Consider the following 17,099-nt stretch of genomic DNA (forward strand, 5'->3'; position numbering starts at 1 on the left):
TTACGACCTCTCAAACAGGCATGCCGAGAGATATTTGCTTGATGCGCTCAAGATCAACCGCTTGCAGAGATGGCTTTGCCAACTCTTCCAAACTGACGCTGTGCAATGCCGACTCAATTGCCTGACTGATTAATCGCCAATTACCTTGAATATGGCAAACACCTTGCAAAGAACATTCATTAGGATGAGTGCTGCATTCTGTCAGTCCACGATTTTCTTCCAAGGCATAGATAATTTCCGCCACAGAAATCTCCCCCGCTGGCCGCTGCAATCGATAACCGCCTGTGACACCACGTACAGACATCAACAAACCGGCCGACGTCAAGCGTTTTAATAATTTGCTGACCGTCGGTATGGTTAAATGGGTATGCATAGCAATATCACGTGCATTGCAAACCTGCTGCGAACGCTTGGCAAGATACACCATCACTACTGTTCCATAATCGGCCAACTTACTGATGCGCAGCATACCACTCCTACCTTGAACAATCTAGTACCATTTAAGTCTTAATTTAAATCCTATGTATAATATAGTACTAATTTAGTTCTATTTAAAGAAAAGTGTTAATAATACCTTATTTTAAGGATGGTGAACAATGTAAAATCATCTATTTACAGGGCAAAATCATATTTTGATTGTATTATACCTTATTTGTGTTATTTATGCTCAAAACCAAGCAAGGTAATCTTTTAAGTAACGGCATGAACCTATCGCTATAGAAGCAACAGGTTCAGAAAGAAGATTAAAAATGTCCCAATAATCCTTGACGAGCATCCTCTTCGCCCGCGTCAGATTGCTCACAGGATTCAGCCGGATGATCGTGAATATGAATAGCAATCGCAATGGTACTTGCTAAAGCCAAAGAAGCCGCGGCAGTAATGCACAAGCCAATGGTGAATGGAGCAGAGAAACAATAGGAAGGTAATTCCTGAGCATGATTGATAATATCCAACCATCCGGGAGGAAGAGCCGCATTAATATCATCAAGCGTCAATGTCGCATTATACCCATCAATATGGACAACAGCACTTAACTCAGATAGAGAGAAATGAGTCCCTACTTCCGTCACAAATGAATTCACAGCCGTTGAACACAGCGAAGCGAGTTTTAGTGCAACAGCAGCCGAACCTCCAGCCCCGGCAGCGAATCCAATACCACCAATCAGAGCACCATACTTGAAAGAACGAGACTTGAAAAATGCAGCCCAGGTCATCCGATTACCTCGCTTTAGACGAAATGTTCATTCTATCTGCTTTATAAAGAACTGACTAGATCGTTTAAATAGTGATTAATTCCACTTCTTCAATGAGTTCACTGAATGTGAATTAGAACAAACGTTTCCTCAAAACCAGACATCTGATTAATATCAATTTGACTTAAATATAATCATTATGAGCCATTGACAAACATAAAAGGCTGAGTATAATGCAACGCATGCACTTAAGCAGTTTACCGGCATGTCTATGAATAAATTTCAGATGGTCACCAACACCCTGCTTGCAATCGCTTGCTCTTTCTTATTAACAACCACTTCCGTTGCCGAACCGCAAAATCTTGCGCGGCTAACCCAGGAAGTCATGGCCTATCATGATTCAGGCGAATATCAAAAAGAATTAACCGAAGCAATCATTCATGCACGCAATTATGTCATGGCGAGAATCAAAACCAATCAACAGGCATCCCGGCCAGAAAAACTAGCCATTATTCTTGATATCGATGAAACCAGCTTATCCAACTACGACAAGATGGCCGCACGTCATTTTGTTGCGAATAAAGAACAATTGCATAAAGAAATTTTGGCAGCTGATGCACCAGCCATTCAACCGATGTTGTCGTTTTATCAGGAAGCATTGACTCATGGAGTCACCGTCTTTTTTGTAACCGGCAGAAAAGAATCAGAACGTGAAGCCACCGCCAAAAATTTAAAATTAGCCGGATATCAACAATGGGCTGAGATTTATTTAAAACCCGATAATTATGATAAGCCGTCCATCGTTCCCTTTAAATCCAATGCGAGAGCCACCATTGCTAGCCGCGGTTATACTATTATTGCAACCATCGGCGATCAATTAAGTGATTTAGCAGGTGGTTATGCGGAAAAAGGATTTAAGTTGCCCAATCCTTATTATTATCTTCCCTAGACCCTAACTCATTTAACGGATTTTAATCCAGCCACATCAATATTTTCATGATAGATAAAGTGCTGGATGATTTGTTTTGCCTGTTCACTGGTAAGTGGTTTTGTAAGAACACCATCCATAAAATAATCATTACAATCGTATTTAACCACATCTGCCTGATAAGACGTTAAGGCAATGATAGGCACATGAAACTTGGTGTTTTCTTCCATTTGTCGAAATTTTTTAGCAACCATATACCCGGAAGTATCTTCCAAGCCAATGTCCATAAATACAATATCGTATTTGCCAGGGCCAAATAATTTCAGCGCTTTGTCCCCTGAATCAGCAATATCCACATGGCAATGAAGCGCAGTTAACAATGCCTCTTCCACTTTTTGCGCAATGAAATTGTCTTCCACCATCAACACATGTGGTTCTTCCACAAGCACGGGCTCTGCCTTGGAATGCTCCTGACCACTCTTTTGCTCACTCAATTGAGCTTCCAATTTTTTTCGCTCTGAAACATCTGTTAGTACCACCACAAGACCAATCACTTGATGATTATTATCAAACAAGGGCACTCGTCTGGACAAATAATGGACCGCTTCGCCTTTTTTATTAAAAATGGGCGATTCTTCAACGTCGTATTGAGCGACCCCGGAAAAAATGACTTTCATATCATCCAATCGAAAGGATTCAATACGCTTATTGGACCATGAAGTAAGTTTTGCCATTTGCTCGTAAGGAGTTCCCTTTAAATCACCGACTTCCTTTAAACCAAGCATTTGGATAAACTGATTATTGCAACCCTTGAGAATACAGTCATTATCAACCCAGTAAACAATATTCGGCATGCAATTTAAAATATCAATGTACAATTGATGAATGCCAAAAGAGTCTTCAAAATTATTCTTTTTGATTTGCTGGGCCATGTTGTTCCTCCATAGGTCGCTTACATGTAAAATTATAGTACATAATGTAAAAAATAACCAAATGGATTCCATAAGAGCAATCAAGGCACGCTTTATTGTTTTGAGTTCAACTTCTCTCTGGCAAATAGCATCTGCAGAGAGTCCTAACGCCATAGAAATAAAACGTTCTAATTAACGGGAGTAGCGGTAACACGAGGAGAAGAATGTTCAATACTTCTTCGATGTTGCTCGTAAGTATGTTTAGCCTGTGTTCTAATGAACTCCTGCATAGGCCTGGGTAAAGAATCACCCAGCAAATCTCGACATTTATCAATCATGTCATCGATGCGTTCAAAGTCGAATGGCGCCCCTTTTGAAAGGCCACGACCAAAAAAGGCATTATGAATTTCGGCCGACGAATCGGCCTCGGCAAATCGTGCCAAATACAGCGCCTTTAATACAAAAATAAATACAGCACTGCTACGAGCCCGAGCCTCGTCATCACATTCGCTGGCAATCATAGCCAAACGAAAATAGCCTTTTGCCAAGAGCAAATAACCTGCAGTGCCATGATGTTTAACAACATTTTCGATGGTTAACACCGCTTGGCTTAAGAGCTCATAGTACTTCTCTTTCGAGGTTGATTCTTGAATAATTAAACCATGCATCAATGCCTGAAGAGCATGCACAGACTTATGGCTGATCGCCTGCTGCATATAAGTCTGATAGGTTTCCTTGTCTTCTTTATTTTTCAACGCTAACAGATAAAAGACATAGCCGCTAACGAAATCCGCATCGGAAAGATTTGCTTGTTTTTGAAAACGGAACTCGGGATGCCCAGGCAATCGCAGTTTTTCCCGGCAATCTTGCCAAAAATCATCAAATTCTGCCTGCCGCAATTTCGAAGTATGAGCAGGATATTGCAGTTGAAACAACGCCAAACTGGCTGGAGCCCAAAGTTGCATTAAGGCAATGGCTGCAGAATAATCGTTTTTGGTCAATAAATCATCCACGGCTTTAAATTGCTTTTCTCGAAAAAAGACATGATTGCGGTCCTGTTTGATTGGCTCTTTTCTATCTCAATAAAAAATGGGTTGTAATTCTTCAGTTGCAAATGATCCACTGACTGTCATCAAAAATTTCTGCTTCTCAATAACCTACCCTACCCCGCCAACAGTTACGGTTTGCTGTTGTGATTCCTCGGTTGTGTGCTCGTCTACTGCAGCCGCTCCCAATTGGGCAAAAACCCGGTCACTCTCATCAAAAATTTCTGCCTCCCGGTGGAGCATGTCATCCTGATCTTCCAACGGATCTACGCCAGCTAATTCATCTTCCTCACGGAGTACTGCAACCACAGGTGCCACCGGCTCAAGTGCTACAGGCAACACCACCGCCTCACGGACTACAGGTTGTTGCAATTGCACAATAGCAGCCGTTGCAGCCTCCTGCAGACCACGACTTAGCTCTATGGCACGAAAATGCGCGCTGGGAGCAGCTGAAGCCGTTGCCTCATCATCCATGCAGCGCTGCAAAAATGCCGTAAATACCCCATCGGCAAGTCTATCATGTTTCACCGCTTCCCGCACAACCGCATTAAACTCTTCCACCCGATCAAGTTTCAAAGCCGCACTAAACGCCTCGTTGAGTTGCACCGTCCGCTGTTCTTCTGGCATGAGTTGCTGCAATTGTCGCTGCTGTTCAAACTGGAACTTCTTAAGGACATGCATGGCAAATCCTTGATCTTTTTCCGGGTCAATAAAGCCTTTTAGGGTGGCTTCTGTCTCACTCATCAAGCGACACACTTCCCGAGGATTTGCTCCTGTAGCCCTTAATCGAGCCATTTCGTCTTGATAAGATTGAACCGCTGCAATGATTCTGGTCCGGTGTCCTTCATCGTAGGCTCTTTGAATCACCTGTAAATCCCTGACGTCAAGATAATTAGTTGCGGCATTTAATTGCAGGTGATGTTCGGGAAGCAATGCACTTTCTGTCAGCCTTTGTAAATCCTCTATTAAAATATACATTTCTTTGTCTGAGCGACGAATTGGCGAATGTCCACTGTGAGTATTACGTCTTATCATTGCAAGCATATCGTCCGGTATTGCAGATTTAAACGTCACAACAAGGTATTGCCCCCCCGGTTGTGACGCAATGTTGGTAATCCGATTCTCATTGCGGTTAACCCAAGGATTGCGGTAAGCTCGCTTATCTTCCGCAAATAATTTAGGATTGTTCACCAATTTTTCCAACACCAGCGTATTTTTAAGAAGTTCTGTCCCAACGCCAGCGTCGCGTCTAGGGAAAATATCATCAATTTTCCTGATGCGTTCAGCAACTTTGGTTTGCAAGGTCACGGCATCATCCCTTAGCAAACGAACTTCTTTTAATTGCGCCTCCAAACCTTTACGAACATCACGATCAAGATCACGCCGCATTAACTGATCTTGTATCTCGATCACTTTACGCTGATGACCGTCGGCAACCCGGGTAAAATAAGCCAATAATTTTTCCTGCTCAGCTTTAAGCTGCATCAACGAGGCAAATTTGCTATCCATGGAGGAATCTTCAATCAAGGTTCTATTTCGACCTTGATCATGACGAGTATGCTTGGTTATAAAACTGATGGGCTGCATGCTCATTCGTGAATCCAGTCCAAGCTTATCATCCGCCATAATGACTTGATCAAAGATAAATAAATGATTGCCCCGCAACGCTTTGTTCTGATTATAACCACCAATAGCATCGGTATCGCTGCACAGATAAAACAACCCGAGACTATTGCCAAAATCTTCCACGAACCGATTGGCTTGCAGGCCAGCACCGACGGAATTGATGGTGGAATAATGCGAATATTCACCTCTGGAACCTAATCTTGCCTGCATGGTTTTTCCGCGAGCCACTTCGTTTAATAAGCGAATGTCGGCAAACGGAACAAAGAGGCCCGGACGCCCTCCATGCGTTACCATCGTAGAATCTGTCGTATCTAAGCCTAATAGTCTTGATACATTAAGCGCCATGGCTTCACGCTGTACTTCTTTGACTTCACCATGTTTGGGTAATTTAATAATGGCTTGCATGCTCAGCTTAAACCCAGTATCCCCCTCAGGTCCAGGACGACCAGACCGGCGTGCATGATACTGATCCAAGGTGGTCACATCGTCTGCGGCAATTAATCGCCTTAACTGCGCATCAACACTGCGCTCATCAGGACGATCTGGACGGCCACGTGGAACCAAAGAAACTTTCTCAGTCACCCCTGCTGCGGCTTCTGCCAAAACACAATACTGCCGAGGAGGAGCGCCCTCTTGAGGAATCTCTATCAAGGTCAGCCTGTTAATTTTATTTAAATCCTGCAAAATGGTCAGTTGCTTTTCAGCAAGTGCTTTCTCGGGACTTCCTGCCGCAGCCGCTTTTACTCTGCCCTCCACTTCTTTGATTTTTGCAAGCACCGCTTCATTGTTGGCAACATTCAAGCCAGGAGCAAAACTCTCAATGATGGGACGTAATTTTTCCCGGCTTGCAACAATCAAATCATTTAATGCCGCATCCGGCGGAGACGTGGTTTCGCGTGCATAATAATCACAACCAGGAAGAGTGGTAAGCTCTAATTCTCGCGTGGCCATTCTTAATCGAGCATCATCAATTGCCCGCAACACTGGAGGAGAACCCTCGTCAAAATTGCAAGCCGAATTTAGGATGGTTTCCAGTAATGGACTACGCCCCGGATCCGCGGTCATGCGGGCAAAAAAGACTGGGTTTTCTCTTTCAATTAAATGGATTCTATCAAGAATAGGTTGATATCCGTCTAAGGCTGCATCATCAATTGCAACCTCGCGATCAGCACTTCGACTTTGCAGATATTGACGAAGAAATTGTCTTTTTTCCGCTTCGTTCATCCCTGGAGTCCCCCTCACCAGACGCCCTGTTTTCTTTTTATTCCGGCAAAGATTTTTGACTTGATATATAAAATATAGATGAAAAATTAAAAATTGGATGAGGGAGAAACAATGAAACGTGTACTCATTACAGGAAGTAATTGCGGCCTTGGGCTTGAATTTGTCAAACAATTATCAAGTCAACATTATCATGTCATAGCCACCTGCCGCCATCCGAACAACGCCAAAGAATTACAACAATGGAGTAGTCATAAAAAAAATGTATCCATTTACACTCTGGATGTCACCAATGATCAACATCTTGCAACCTTAACCAGAGAGCTTGGTGATCTGCCCATTGACTGGGTGATAAATAATGCCGGAATGTTTGGAGCCCAAGGCGTCACCGTCGGTCATATTGAACGCGACAATTTTCTTCAAGTCTTCAATACCAATTGCCTCAGCGTCTTAAAAGTCAGTGACGCATTATTACCAAACCTGCGGCGCAGCAACGATAAATTAATTGTTTGTATTAGTTCTCGCATGGGCAGCATTCGTGATAATCAGCAAGGACAAAGCTATGCCTATCGCAGCAGTAAAGCCGCATTAAATTGTGCCATGCGTTCTTTTGCCCTCGATGTGGCCAATGAGGGCATTCAAGTCATGTTATTACACCCAGGGTGGGTAAAAACAGATTTGGGAGGAGACAATGCGCCGCTTGACGCTAAAACCAGCGTCACCGGCTTATTAAAAGTAATTATCCGCCATAAAGACAATAGCCATGCGGAAGTATTGCGCGGTTATGACGATTCAATCATTGATTGGTAGCCTACTTCGTGGAGGCATGGCTTGTTATGTTACAAGCCGACCTCTGCAGCATCAGGCGTCTTCAATGACGTAATCCACGGCAATGATTTCATACTCCACCATGCCTCCTGGGGTATGAACAACGACAATATCATCCAACTGCTTACCTATCAGCGCCCGACCAATTGGCGAACTGTAGGAAATCTTGTTTAACTTCAAATCCGCTTCATCCTCACCAACAATCTGATAAGTAATTTCAGTCTCGGTTTGTACATGGCACAAACGCACCGTGGTACCGAAGATGACCTTGCCCTGATTATTCATTTTGCTAATATCAACAATTTGTGCATTGGACAATTTAGCCTCAAGTTCCTGGATACGCCCTTCAACAAAACTCTGCTGCTCACGGGCTGCATGATATTCAGCATTTTCTTTCAAATCGCCATGCGCACGTGCCGTTGCAATCGCATCAATGATGCGTGGACGTTCAACAGTTTTTAAATGATGTAATTCCTTTTTCAGTGCGGCTGCACCATTCAATGTCATAGGATGTTTTTGCATAATATATTTCCTAATGTAAATCTTGTAATCGGGTCACCGTTTCCCGATCTTCATACTTCATGGCCAAACAGGCTGCTTCAGCTCCAGAAAGCGTGGTGGTATAACTGACTTTATGCTGTAACGCATTACGACGAATTGCAAAAGAATCCGCAATTGCCTGCTTGCCCTCCGTTGTATTGACAATAAAATCGATGTCATTATTTTTAATATAGTCCACCACATGAGGACGGCCTTCTGCAACCTTAAATACACGCCGGCATGTAATTCCTGCAGCCTGAAGTACGGCAGCCGTTCCCCGGGTAGCAATAATTTCAAAGTTAAGCGCAATCAAGCGCTTGGCTATTTCACCAATCCGCGATTTATCCGCATCACGTACAGAAAGAAAGGCTCGACGACGTTTGACAATATTAACGCCTGCCCCTAATTGCGCCTTAGCATACGCCTGTCCAAATCGTCGTGCAATTCCCATCACTTCACCAGTGGATTTCATTTCAGGGCCAAGGATTGAATCAACGCCTGAAAATTTAATGAATGGAAATACAGGCAACTTGATTGAATAAAAGGCCGGCATTGGATAGTGTTGAGAGAGACCTTGCTCTTTCAAACTTTGTCCTACTTTACAGCGAGCGGCAATTTTAGCTAAAGGCAATCCAGTTGCCTTAGACACAAAAGGCACTGTCCGCGAAGCACGTGGATTTACTTCAAGTACATAGATATCATCGGCCTGAATAGCAAATTGTGCATTAATCAAACCAATCACACCTAACTCTAACGCCATAAGCCGCAGTTGCTCAATCAAATCCTGCTGTACTACCACACTTAAACTGAACGGCGGAAGCGTGCAGGCAGAGTCTCCAGAATGTACACCAGCTTGCTCGATATGTTCCATAATGGCACCGATCAAGACGTCTTTGCCATCACAGACAGCATCGATATCCACTTCAATGGCATCATTTAAAAATTTATCCAATAAAATGGGAGAATCTTCAGAAGCTGCGACAGCATGAGCTAAATAGTGCCGTAAATCTTCTTCCTGATAGACCACTTCCATGGCCCTTCCACCCAATACATAAGAGGGCCTAACCACCAATGGATAACCGATACGCTCAGCCAATTTGATGGCTTCTTCTTCACTGCGTACCGTACCATTTGCTGGCTGATGCAGATTCAATTGACTGACGATTTGCTGAAAACGTTTGCGATCTTCCGCTTTATCAATAGCATCAGGAGACGTACCAATAATGTTAACCCCATTCGCTGCTAACGCACGCGCTAATTTCAGTGGCGTTTGTCCGCCATAATGAACAATCACACCATCCGGTTTTTCCACCGCCACAATGGCCAACACATCTTCAAGCGTCACTGGTTCAAAATACAAGCGATCGGAAGTATCAAAATCCGTGGAAACCGTCTCTGGGTTGCAATTTACCATCACGGTTTGATAACCCGCTTCCCGAAGCGCCATGGCAGCATGCACACAACAATAATCAAATTCAATGCCTTGGCCAATTCGATTTGGCCCGCCACCAAGAATCATAATTTTCTTCTTGCCATATTCAGGTCTTGCCTCACACTCTGACTGGTAGGAAGAATACAAATAAGCGGTCTCGCTGGGAAATTCTCCCGCACACGAATCAATCCGTTTATAAACGGGAATCACTTCCAATTGCAATCGCCGTGCTCTGACATCTTCTTCACTGCAGTGCAAGAGATTAGCAAGAAATTCATCAGCAAATCCTTGACGCTTAAGTCGCTGCAGCATGGCTCTATCCAACTCATGAATTGAGCGTCCATGAACCATTTTCTCCAATAAAACAAGCTCATGAATTTGCGCAAGAAACCATGGATCAATCTTACTTTCTTGATAAATTTCATCGACAGATAAGCCACAGCGGAATGCATCGGCAATATACCATAATCGATCAGGAGTAGGTTCACGCAAATGACCACGCAATACCGCCATGTCTCCTTGCTTAAAAAGTGGATGCAGGCCACTGCGTCCAATTTCCAAACCACGAATGGCTTTCTGTAAAGATTCTTGAAAATTACTGCCAATAGCCATTACTTCTCCCACCGATTTCATCTGCGTCGATAACACTGGCGAAGTCTGCGGAAATTTATCAAAATTAAAACGGGGAATTTTAGTAACGACATAATCAATGGTTGGCTCAAAGGATGCCGGTGTTTTTCCACCAGTGATTTCATTAGCCAATTCATCCAGAGTATAGCCTACAGCAAGCAAAGCGGCCACTTTGGCAATAGGAAATCCCGTTGCTTTGGAAGCCAGTGCAGAACTTCGTGAAACCCTGGGATTCATTTCCACCACCAGCATTCTGCCGTCTTCGGGGTTAACCGCAAATTGGACGTTTGAACCTCCAGTATCCACACCCACAGCCCGCAGCACCTTTATAGCTGCATCACGCATGCGTTGAAATTCTTTATCCGTTAACGTTTGGGCGGGTGCTACCGTGATGGAATCGCCAGTATGCACACCCATAGGATCAAAATTCTCGATGGTGCAGACAATGATGCAATTATCCTGCTTATCACGCACGACTTCCATTTCATACTCTTTCCAACCAAGGACGGACTCATCCAGCAATAACTCATGAGTGGGCGATAATTCCAGACCACGCGTGCAGATGTCTTCAAATTCTTCACGATTATAGGCAATGCCACCGCCACTTCCCCCCATGGTAAAAGAAGGCCGGATAATGGTGGGAAATCCAAGTTGCGCTTGGACGGACAATGCTTCTTCTAAACTGTGCGCAATAGCCGAGCGTGGCATTTCCAATCCAATTTTTTCATCAACAGACGGAATTTTTCCCGATCTTCGGCTTTATCGATTGCTTCCCGACTGGCGCCAATTAATTCCACGTTAAATCGCTCTAACACACCTTCTCGTGCTAGATCCAACGCGCAATTCAATGCAGTTTGTCCACCCATCGTGGGTAAAAGTGCATCAGGCCTTTCTTTTTCAATGATCCGGGCCACTTCTTGCCATAATACAGGTTCAATGTAAGTTGCATCCGCCAACTCGGGATCCGTCATGATGGTCGCTGGATTTGAATTGACCAAAATAACGCGAAAACCTTCTTTCTTCAGTGCCCGTACCGCTTGGGTTCCGGAATAATCAAATTCACAAGCTTGCCCGATAACAATCGGACCTGCACCTAGAACAAGGATGGAATGAATATCAGTTCGCTTTGACATAGTCACAACTAAAAAATATAAGTGGTTTATTTTATCTATTTTTGTTAAAAACTTATACCTTATTCTCTCATGTTCGTTTCATTATTGAATCAAATCATCAAGCACGCCATAATGACGGCTGTGGTTTTTAAATTCAATATAATCATAAAAAGGGATCAATATGTTAAAAAACTGGTTGCTACAACGTTATCCGTCATCACCCTAGGGTCTGTTTTCCCAGCGCATGCAGACGTTACCAACTCTTGCTTCGTTGAGGTTGCCGTATCATCACCGCCAGTACTCGTCAGTGAGCGGGTCGCATTCAACGTTAGTAATAGCAGCGGCATCTATCGCTCTTTAACCTTAAATGGGGGCGATGCGGCCAGAACCATTGAACAATTACCTTGTTATAATGCCTACACGATTTCAGCTACCCTTTATTCCAGTGCTGTAAATCCACTTATGAACACCTCGGCCATAGGTCAATGCACGTTGCAAGCAGGAGAAATTGCCTTAAACAATCCAGACAGCAATATATCAGTGGTCTTTCCCTTTGATTTTAATTGCGACTAATTCCTGCTTCGTTTCGGCCTGGAAAACTTTCCAATGTTTACCAGGCTGTAATCTCATGAATGCCTATGCCTAATAACGATAATGATCAGGTTTGAAAGGACCATTCACAGGAACACCAATATAGGCGGCTTGCTCTTCCGTCAATTTTGTCAGCTTGGCACCAATACGGTCTAGATGCAAGCTGGCCACACGCTCGTCCAAATGCTTAGGCAAGACATACACTTGGTGGTCATATTGTTCACTATGCTGAAACAATTCAATTTGTGCCAAAACCTGGTTACTAAAAGACGCTGACATAACAAAGCTTGGATGTCCTGTCGCACAGCCTAAGTTAACCAACCGGCCCTCTGCCAAAACAATGATACGCTTACCATCTGGAAAAATCACATGATCCACCTGCGGTTTGATGTTTTCCCATGGATACTGACGCAGACTTTGAATATCAATTTCGGAATCGAAATGGCCAATATTACATAAAATGGCCTGATTTTTCATGCGCAGCATATGATCATGACTGACCACATGATAATTGCCTGTAGCAGTCACCACAATGTCGACTTGTTCTGCAACATCATCCAAGGTGACAACTCGATACCCTTCCATGGCAGCCTGTAAAGCGCAAATAGGGTCAATTTCCGCAATCCAAACGACTGCCCCTTGCCCGCGCAACGCTTGAGCGCATCCTTTGCCCACGTCGCCATAACCAAGAATTAAGACAACCTTACCTGCGATCATGACGTCCGTTGCTCGTTTTATGCCATCTAATAAAGATTCACGGCAGCCATACAAGTTATCAAATTTGGATTTGGTCACGGAATCATTCACATTAATAGCCGGTATTTTCAATTGCGCTTTTTTGGCCATTTCATATAATCGAGCCACGCCAGTCGTCGTTTCCTCGGAAACGCCTTTAATTCCTTCCAGTAAATGAGTGTATTTATTATGAATGATTTGCGTCAGATCGCCGCCATCATCCAATAACATATTTGGAGTCCATCCATCAGGGCCCTGCAATGTCTGTTCCACACACCACCAATATTCTTCTTCCGTTTCACCTTTCCAGGCAAATACCGGCACTCCTACAGCAGCCATAGCGGCAGCCGCATGATCTTGAGTAGAAAAAATATTACAGGAAGACCATCGGACTTCTGCGCCGAGGGCAATCAACGTTTCAATCAGCACAGCCGTTTGAATCGTCATATGCAGACAACCAGCAATACGGGCACCGCGTAATGGCTTGTCATGCCCATATTGTTTGCGCAATGCCATCAAACCAGGCATTTCTGTTTCGGCAATAGCAATTTCTTTTCGGCCCCATTCAGCCAGAGATAAATCAGCCACCTTATAATCAAGGCCAGATTTAACGTCACTCGCTAATCTCATAATTGTATCCTTAAACCAAATTTATAATGCTTTGCGCAACTCATCGACTTTATCCAATCGTTCCCAGGGCACATTATGGCGACCAAAATGACCATAAGTTGCCGTTTGGCGATAAATTGGACGCAATAATTGATGATGATCAATAATGCCTTGCGGAGTCAGATCAAAATGAGTATTGATCAAATCAATGATGGTTGCTTCATCCAATTTTCCTGTACCAAACGTTTCAATGGATATGGAAGTCGGCTCAGCGACACCAATGGCATAAGACACTTGAATTTCACATTTTTCGGCTATCCCTGCGGCCACGAGATTTTTGGCAACATACCTTGCCGCATAAGCAGCAGATCGATCCACTTTGGATGGATCTTTTCCTGAAAAACATCCCCCGCCATGTCTTGCCATACCACCATAAGTATCAACAATGATTTTACGACCAGTCAATCCACAATCTCCTTGCGGCCCTCCAATCACAAAACGACCAGTGGGATTAATGAAAAATCTGGTCTCTGGCAATAGCCATTCTGCTGGAAGCACAGGCTTAATAATTTCCTCGCGTACGGCTTCCACAAGCTCTTGATGAGATATATCCGGGTCATGTTGTGTGGAAAAAACCACGGTATTGACCGAAACAGGCTTACCATCTTCATAATTTAAAGTCACCTGCGATTTAGCATCTGGCCGCAACCACGGCAAAATACCACCTTTGCGCATGCTAGCCTGCTGAATCATTAATCGATGCGCATAGGCGATAGGAGCCGGCATAAAGACATCCGTCTCGCAACTGGCGTAACCAAACATTAACCCTTGATCACCTGCACCAAGTTTTTTTGTGTCCTTATTATCAACCCCTCGCGCAATATCCGGCGACTGTTTACCAATAGCGGATAATACTGCGCATGATTCCCAATCAAATCCCATTTCCGAACTGTTATAACCAATCTCCTTTATAACACCTCGCGTAATTTCTTCCACATCCACCCAGGCACTGGTCGTAATTTCGCCGCCAACAATCACCATACCGGTTTTTACGAACGTTTCACAAGCGACTCTTGAACCAGGGTCCTGAGCTATAATTGCATCCAAAATAGCGTCTGAAATTTGATCGGCTATTTTATCTGGATGACCTTCAGACACGGATTCTGAGGTAAAAACATGGGAAAATTTCACTGCACATGCTCCTAAAATATAAATTAAGGCGATTCCATCAATTTAATAAATTCAGCAAAAATAATTTCAATATCATGTGGTCCTGGACTGGCTTCCGGGTGTCCTTGAAAACCAAAGGCCGGTTTTTCCTGATGCCTTATTCCTTGTAAACTTTGATCAAATAAAGAGCGATGCGTCACTTGCAAACAAGCAGGTAGAGAAGATTCATCAATTGTAAAACCATGATTCTGGCTGGTAATAAACACTCGTTTTTTCCATCCACTTCCACCACAGGGTGATTCGCTCCATGATGACCAAATTTCATTTTTAGGGATTTGGCACCGCAAGCTAATGCCAAAATTTGAAAGCCGAGACAAATGCCAAATAGCGGGATGCCAGCCGCCAAAATGTCCTGAGTCGCTCGAATGGCATAATCACAAGCTTCAGGGTCTCCGGGACCATTTGATAAAAAACACCATCCGGATTCATGGCTAATACTTCCGCTGCCGGCGTTTGAGCCGGAACCAACGTTAAATGACATCCCATATCATGCAAAATTCGCAAAATGGTATGCTTAACACCAAAATCATAAGCTACGACATGATGCGATAAAGGCCTGGATGTTTTAGCCCATTCCCCTCGCCCTTCGTGCCAACGCTCTACGGTTTGTCGTGAGACAGTTTTAGCTAAATCCAGACCTTTAAGTCCTTTAAAAGAATAAGCCGACTCCAAGGCTTTTTCGCTTGCATCAACATCGGTACTAATGCAAGCCGCCATCGCTCCTTGATCACGTAAGCGTAGCGTAAGCTGGCGGGTGTCAAGTCCGGCAATAGCCACCACGCCATGCTTTTTTAACCAATCTGGCAACGTTTGTTTTGCCCGGTAATTACTGTGATTAAACGTGCAATCACGAATAACAAGGCCACTGGCCCACACCCGGGATGATTCCATATCATCCGGATTACATCCTGTATTCCCTATATGAGCCGTTGTTAATGTGATGATCTGGCGAGCATAGGACGGATCGGTAAGCATTTCCTGGTAACCCGTCATGGACGTATTGAACACCAGCTCACCAACAGAGTGGCCGCTGGCACCGATGGCAACGCCATGCAAAATTTTGCCATCGGCAAGGGCTAATATTGCGGGTTTATAAATCATCAAACAACACTCTTTAATACGAGACGTTACAAATCCGAAGTGTGCTTATTGTAGCCTACTCTCCTGTAAGATTGAAAGAAATCTAATGAATTAAGAGCCGCAACCTCCACTACATGGAAAAGAAGCTAAAATTTCATGTCTTCAAAAAATTTCTTTACCCCATCAAACCAGGATGAAGAACGGGGAGAATGCTTGCCCTGTTCCAGAGATTGCTGCAACTGCAATAATAAATCTTTTTGCTCGCGTGACAGATTGACAGGGGTTTCTACCACCACCTTACACAATAAGTCACCGGTAGCATAGCCACGAACCGATTTCATGCCTTTTCCTCGCAAGCGAAATAACTTACCGGTTTGCGTTTCTGCTGGAATTTTCAAAGTCACACGGCCTTCCAACGTTGGAACTTCTATCGAACCACCTAAAGCTGCGGTTACAAAGCTAATGGGAACTTCACAATGCAGATCACCCTCATGCCGTTCAAAAATAGCATGTGATTTAACGGAAACCTGAACGTATAAATCACCAGCTGGCCCACCGTGAATACCCGCTTCACCTTCACCATTTAAGCGAACACGATCCCCATTATCTACTCCGGCTGGAATTTTAACGGTTAATTTTTTGCTTTCACGCACACGTCCTTGACCGTGGCATGCAGGGCATGGATCACGAACGATTTTGCCCTCTCCATGACAGCTTGGACAAGTTTGTTGTATGGAAAAAAACCCTTGTTGAATTCTTACCTGGCCAATACCATTGCAGGTTTCACAGGTTTGTGGTGAAGTACCTTTTTTCGCACCAGACCCATCGCATGCATTACAACTGGTATGACGTGGAACAGTAATGTCCACCTGCTTGCCTACGGCGGCTTCTTCCAGAGTTAGCTGCACACTGAATTGCAGATCCGCACCACGTTGGCCGCGAGATTGACGCTGCTGTCTTCCTCCGGAAAAAATATTTTCGAAAATATCTTCAAAGACATCACCAAATCCACCAAATCCGCCAAATCCATGGCCGCCCCCACCCATTGAAGCATCAACCCCGGCATGGCCAAATTGATCATAAGCAGCACGCTTTTGCTTATCCGACAAAATAGCATAAGCCTTTTGAATTTCTTTAAACTTTTCTTCAGCCGCTTTATCGTTAGGATTTCGGTCTGGATGATGTTTCATCGCCAGTTTACGATAAGCTTTTTTAATTTCAGCATCATCAGCATCACGACTGACACCGAGGAGCTCGTAATAATCCTGCTGTTGCATGAGCACTCACACTACTTGATTAAGTTGGAATTTTTTAGGCTCTAATCCAATTCATCATATTTAGAATAAAGCCTAATTATTAATTATAACAAAACTGCATACATTCTTTG

Annotated in this window: 14 protein-coding genes and 1 pseudogene; 3 read left to right on the plus strand and 12 right to left on the minus strand. The window is 43.9% G+C overall.

From position 1 onward, the window contains the following. Window positions 1-10: 10 nt before the first annotated feature. Both LOA_RS10250 and LOA_RS10255 read right to left on the minus strand, forming a co-directional pair. The gene (locus LOA_RS10250) at window positions 11-469 is read right to left on the minus strand and encodes an SUF system Fe-S cluster assembly regulator (RefSeq protein WP_025386266.1); all 459 of its coding nucleotides are present in this window, start codon (window positions 467-469) and stop codon (window positions 11-13) included. A 274-nt stretch (window positions 470-743) separates the two neighbouring features. Continuing rightward, window positions 744-1,214 (minus strand): hypothetical protein, encoded by a 471-nt coding sequence (locus tag LOA_RS10255; protein ID WP_025386267.1) that lies wholly within the window; start codon window positions 1,212-1,214, stop codon window positions 744-746. A 250-nt stretch (window positions 1,215-1,464) separates the two neighbouring features. Here LOA_RS10255 and LOA_RS10260 point away from each other — a divergent pair, with 250 nt between their 5' ends. Further along, window positions 1,465-2,142, plus strand: coding sequence for an HAD family acid phosphatase (locus LOA_RS10260; protein ID WP_025386268.1), 678 nt, complete (start codon window positions 1,465-1,467; stop codon window positions 2,140-2,142). Window positions 2,143-2,150: 8 nt separating this feature from the next. Here the strand turns inward: LOA_RS10260 and LOA_RS10265 are convergent, their stop codons facing one another. The 3 genes from LOA_RS10265 to LOA_RS10275 form a co-directional block, all read right to left on the minus strand. Next, window positions 2,151-3,053, minus strand: coding sequence for a response regulator (locus LOA_RS10265; RefSeq protein WP_025386269.1), 903 nt, complete (start codon window positions 3,051-3,053; stop codon window positions 2,151-2,153). Window positions 3,054-3,220: 167 nt separating this feature from the next. Beyond that, entirely contained in the window at window positions 3,221-4,045 is an 825-nt protein-coding gene (gene mesI, locus LOA_RS10270; RefSeq protein ID WP_025386270.1) for a Dot/Icm T4SS effector metaeffector MesI, read from the minus strand. A gap of 144 nt (window positions 4,046-4,189) precedes the next feature. Then, window positions 4,190-6,928 (minus strand): hypothetical protein, encoded by a 2,739-nt coding sequence (locus LOA_RS10275; RefSeq protein WP_025386271.1) that lies wholly within the window; start codon window positions 6,926-6,928, stop codon window positions 4,190-4,192. Window positions 6,929-7,039: 111 nt separating this feature from the next. Between LOA_RS10275 and LOA_RS10280 the strand changes: the two genes are divergently transcribed. Further along, window positions 7,040-7,735, plus strand: a complete 696-nt coding sequence (locus tag LOA_RS10280; RefSeq protein ID WP_025386272.1) for an SDR family oxidoreductase — start codon at window positions 7,040-7,042, stop codon at window positions 7,733-7,735. Between the two features lie 51 nt (window positions 7,736-7,786). On the opposite strand, the gene greA is transcribed toward LOA_RS10280, so the two are convergent. From greA to LOA_RS16350, 3 genes are read right to left on the minus strand one after another with little or no spacing between them, the layout of a single operon-like run. Beyond that, window positions 7,787-8,275, minus strand: coding sequence for a transcription elongation factor GreA (gene greA, locus LOA_RS10285; RefSeq protein ID WP_025386273.1), 489 nt, complete (start codon window positions 8,273-8,275; stop codon window positions 7,787-7,789). A gap of 10 nt (window positions 8,276-8,285) precedes the next feature. Next, window positions 8,286-11,063 carry a carbamoyl-phosphate synthase large subunit gene (gene carB, locus LOA_RS10290; protein WP_274544557.1) on the minus strand — a complete coding sequence of 926 codons (2,778 nt, stop codon included), beginning with the start codon at window positions 11,061-11,063 and terminating at the stop codon, window positions 8,286-8,288. Next, window positions 11,033-11,488 carry a carbamoyl phosphate synthase preATP-grasp domain-containing protein gene (locus tag LOA_RS16350; RefSeq protein ID WP_274544558.1) on the minus strand — a complete coding sequence of 152 codons (456 nt, stop codon included), beginning with the start codon at window positions 11,486-11,488 and terminating at the stop codon, window positions 11,033-11,035. The genes carB and LOA_RS16350 overlap by 31 nt, the downstream gene beginning before the upstream one ends. A 111-nt stretch (window positions 11,489-11,599) precedes the next feature. Here LOA_RS16350 and LOA_RS10295 point away from each other — a divergent pair, with 111 nt between their 5' ends. Beyond that, window positions 11,600-12,040, plus strand: a complete 441-nt coding sequence (locus tag LOA_RS10295; RefSeq protein ID WP_025386274.1) for a hypothetical protein — start codon at window positions 11,600-11,602, stop codon at window positions 12,038-12,040. 69 nt (window positions 12,041-12,109) lie between these two features. On the opposite strand, the gene ahcY is transcribed toward LOA_RS10295, so the two are convergent. From ahcY to dnaJ, 4 genes and pseudogenes are all read right to left on the minus strand, one after another. Next, on the minus strand, window positions 12,110-13,423 hold the full coding sequence (gene ahcY / locus LOA_RS10300; RefSeq protein ID WP_025386275.1) for an adenosylhomocysteinase: 1,314 nt from the start codon (window positions 13,421-13,423) through the stop codon (window positions 12,110-12,112). Between the two features lie 21 nt (window positions 13,424-13,444). Next, the gene (gene metK / locus LOA_RS10305; protein WP_025386276.1) at window positions 13,445-14,593 is read right to left on the minus strand and encodes a methionine adenosyltransferase; all 1,149 of its coding nucleotides are present in this window, start codon (window positions 14,591-14,593) and stop codon (window positions 13,445-13,447) included. A 23-nt stretch (window positions 14,594-14,616) separates the two neighbouring features. Then, a pseudogene (gene carA / locus LOA_RS10310) lies at window positions 14,617-15,733 on the minus strand (glutamine-hydrolyzing carbamoyl-phosphate synthase small subunit). 125 nt (window positions 15,734-15,858) lie between these two features. Next, on the minus strand, window positions 15,859-16,989 hold the full coding sequence (dnaJ, locus tag LOA_RS10315; protein WP_025386277.1) for a molecular chaperone DnaJ: 1,131 nt from the start codon (window positions 16,987-16,989) through the stop codon (window positions 15,859-15,861). Between the last annotated feature and the right edge of the window lie 110 nt (window positions 16,990-17,099).

The organism is Legionella oakridgensis ATCC 33761 = DSM 21215 (genome assembly GCF_000512355.1).
Classification (GTDB): domain Bacteria; phylum Pseudomonadota; class Gammaproteobacteria; order Legionellales; family Legionellaceae; genus Legionella_A; species Legionella_A oakridgensis.